Origin of the sequence: Bacillus sp. ME78, assembly GCF_903970865.1 — a bacterium.
GTDB lineage: Bacteria > Bacillota > Bacilli > Bacillales > Bacillaceae_G > Bacillus_A > Bacillus_A cereus.
In genome coordinates this window covers 1-3,859 of record NZ_CAJCKK010000061.1, presented here as the reverse complement: position 1 = coordinate 3,859, position 3,859 = coordinate 1, and the positions used below count along the sequence as shown (strand labels likewise).

Sequence of the window (3,859 nt, the reverse complement as noted above, 5' to 3'; positions counted from 1 at the left end):
CGACTTCCTTATGTTAACATCTTCGTTAGTTAATGTCAACTAAGTTTTTCATTTCATTTGTCGCTTGCGACGTTAATGTCATCGGCGACTTGTTCTATATTACACCTCTAAAGTATAATCGTCAACACCTTTTTATAAAGAAATTCAATTTAATATTTTTATGCTTTTTTAGCTAGATACGTCTCTCTGAGGATTCATTACTAAAGAGCTACCGCCTACTTCTCTTTAAACCTTAGACTTAATTTGTACAGAAGTTTTTCCCCAGCGAAACTAACAATCTTATTTTAATAAATATTAATACCTCTTTGTTTATCACGCCCTCTATTAGAAACGATTGAAGATATACGTATTCTTATAACAGACAACGATACAGAAATCCATAATAAACTCATATACTACTCTTCCCAAGTTCTCCTTATATGAAGTAATGGTTGCTTATCTGTTTACTCGTAAATATATAGAACCACACTAATATATTTACTAACTATCCCTGTTTCACTGAAATATCAGCCTTATATCTCTTTCATCTTTAGTATCATCTATTTCCATACAGCTATATTCTCTTAATAAACATTTAAGATATGCTCAAGGTTCGAATTGATTAATAGTATTTCCTATTTAAACACATATACTGGATTAAAAATACGTACCTCAATTTATCAAGTGTACCGAACACACATATACAGAATGCTTGTTCCTTTCATTACTTCACTTTTTATATAACATTAATAGATATTAATCCCATACCTATATTTACGTTTTACTGCTAAAAGAGCGAATCATTTCACTAACAAAGCATTTAGTTTCATTTCTAGTATATATCCCCCTTTTGAAATACATATAGAATTATAATTTCCGTTGTTTCTATCTCCCCCCTAAGAATACACAACCATACAAAAACAATTCTACAACAAGGTATACGACGGCTGCACAATTATAAATCTTAATCCTCTCAATACCTACAGGGGTGCTGTCCGCCTTTAACACAAATATATACTAAAAAAATTTCAATATAAAATGAGCCGGAATTTCTACTCTAAGAAAAATCCGGCTCTTATTTTTAGGCCACAGCCAAAATCATTTTTACATTTAGTATTAAATGTCTATTCAATATTCCCTACTCCGCTCTGCTGAAGGTGAATGTATCATATCTGTCACTGCACGATATAAATTTTCTGGATGTTCAGCTATCCGGTGACATAGATACAAGTACCACTCTTTCCCATAAGTCAAATATACTCTAGCGTTATGTCCTTTTTTTTTCAAATCTCTTAACATATCCGGACGAATTCCATATAGCATTTCTATTTCTACATTAGTTTGACTAAAATATTGACGTTGCTCCATCTCTGTAATAAGAATTTCATCATGTGTAGCTATAGATACAGGATGATTGTGTTCAACTAGTTGTTCTACAATTTGAAGATACTGTTGATTTAAATCAGTTGACCTAGGCATAGCAATATCCGGAACTTCTTGATAGGCACCTTTTACAACTCTTATTTTCCCTGGATAATGAAGGAGTTCTTGAATATCATTGTTTGAGCGATATAAATGTGCCTGTATTGTTATCCCTACATTATGATATTGCTCAGTTACCTTTTTATAAATGGAAAGAATGTCCGCTGCTTTAGATGATTCTTCCATACTTATCATAAGGGTAGTTCCATGTACTTTCGCCTTCTCTGCCAACTCCATTAAATGAATATAAGATATTTCTGGATCTATAGATAACCCAATATGCGATAAATCGAGTGATACTGTTTGTTTCATAGATAGAGCACCCATGTCCCCAATAAGATTCAAAAACTCATTTTTAGCTTTATAACATTCCTCTATATCTAGAGTATTTTCCCCTATGTATTCTAGTGAAGTATGATAACCTTTTGTAATTAGTTCCTTTGCCGTCCCAATCCCCTCATGTCTCGTTTCTCCGGTGACAAAGCGTTTCGCAGCTTGTAATAATAACGCATAGAGTTCAGTAGATTGTTGTACATAGGATTTTATATGTTCATTTCGTGCAATCGATTTAAATGCCTGAGCTACTTGGAATTCTGGTTTAGTCATCACATTTTCATCCCCTTTAGAACTATTTGATCCAACTATAGCATGCTAAAATGGTTTGTATTAGTACCATTTCACCCAAACTTTTATGGTACCAATTTTGCTGAAGGGAGCATTTATATGCTTTGGATACCTATTGATCGATCGTTAGATATAAGTTTAATTCGACAGGTTTATCACCAAATACGTGAACGAATATTAAACGGAGAGCTGCAATCCGGAGAAAAACTACCATCAACACGGGAATTATCTTCTGAGTTAGGGGTGTCTAGGAACGTAATTTTAGAAGCTTATGATCAATTATTTTCCGAAGGTTTTTTGGTCACTCAGCAAGGAGCCGGGACATTCATTGCAGAAGGGACATATTTAGAACAACGTAAAAAATCAACTCTAATTGATTCTTTATCTTGGTGCGAAGAAAGAAACAAAGACAGTAATATCATTAATTTCCGTTCAGGGATACCAGCATTAGACTTATTTCCACGTAAGGGATGGGCAAAGTTATCCCACACTATATGGAATGAAACACCTCCTTCTACATTTGGATACGATATTCCCGAAGGGCGCCCCGAATTAAGAAAGGTTTTATCACGGTATTTACTAAAAACAAGAGGAGTTTTTTGTCATCCAGAACAATTGGTGATTACTTCCGGTGCAACTCAAGCTTTAACACTTGTTTCTAAGTTACTTTTATCACCAGGTGACGAAGTACTAATAGAAGATCCCATCACCAATGACATTCAAACAATTTTTAAAAATTCAGGAGCCTTACTTTCTCCTATACCGGTTGATGATAATGGAATGGATACATCTTTGCTGCCTGCAAATAAAAATCCAAAATTCATCTTCATTACTCCTTCTCATCAGTTTCCTTTAGGTGGAACGTTACCGATTCAACGACGGGTTCAATTGATTAACTACTCAAGAAAAACAAATTGTTATCTTATTGAAGATGATTATGACAGTGAGTTTCGATATGAAGGTTCACCTGTAAGTTCATTACAGGGATTGGATCCCGAACGTGTTATATATATAGGTTCATTTAGTAAAATTTTATCACCGGCCCTTAGGATGGGATACTTAGTTCTTCCCTCACACCTTATTGAAAAATGTCGCAGGGTAAAATGGTTTTCCGATCTACATACACCTTCTTTAAATCAGCTTGTCCTTGCTAAATTTATTGCCGAAGGTTATTTGGAACGGCATATTATGAAGATGAAAAAAATCTATAAAAATCGAAGAGACTTCCTTATCCAGCAATTAAAATCAGCATTCTCAAATAAAATCAATATTTTTGGTTATTCTACAGGATTACACCTGATTGTTGAATTCAATCAAGTTCAATTCACACAAGAATTACTTGAGAAAACCCAACAACTCGGAGTGAAGGTATATCCTGTGGAAGACCACGCCATTGAAAAAGGAAAACATCACAATCGAATTATTATAGGGTATGGACATTTAACAACTGAAGAAATAAAAGAGGGTGTGAGTAGGCTACAGAGGGCAATACCTCGTATATATTCTTGTTAACAAATAGACTTTAAAGCTCAAAATTAAAGAGCCTAAAAAACTCAGCCTTATTTTTCTGAAGGTATGCTAAAACAAAGCTATTTCTTACTAGATAAACGTACTCATAGAGCCGATATTAATTACACGCTTATTTCATTAAACACAAAAAAGACGAGTCATTCTGACTCGTCTTAAAGTCGCTTGGCGACGTCCTACTCTCACAGGGACAAGGTCCCAACTACCATCGGCGCTAGAGAGCTTAACTTCCGTGTTCGGTATGGGA

The 3,859-nt window shown here is 34.5% G+C and carries 2 protein-coding genes; one reads left to right on the top strand and one right to left on the bottom strand.

Annotated elements, in window-relative coordinates; all coding sequences use genetic code 11:
* Window positions 1-1,107: 1,107 nt before the first annotated feature.
* Window positions 1,108-2,067, bottom strand: a complete 960-nt coding sequence (locus tag H6481_RS27820; RefSeq protein ID WP_097962152.1) for a proline dehydrogenase family protein — start codon at window positions 2,065-2,067, stop codon at window positions 1,108-1,110.
* A gap of 117 nt (window positions 2,068-2,184) precedes the next feature.
* On the opposite strand from H6481_RS27820, the gene H6481_RS27815 reads away from it, so the two are divergent.
* A complete protein-coding gene (locus tag H6481_RS27815; RefSeq protein WP_000964404.1) occupies window positions 2,185-3,597 on the top strand; it encodes a PLP-dependent aminotransferase family protein in 1,413 nt (470 codons plus the stop codon).
* The last annotated feature ends 262 nt before the right edge of the window (window positions 3,598-3,859 follow it).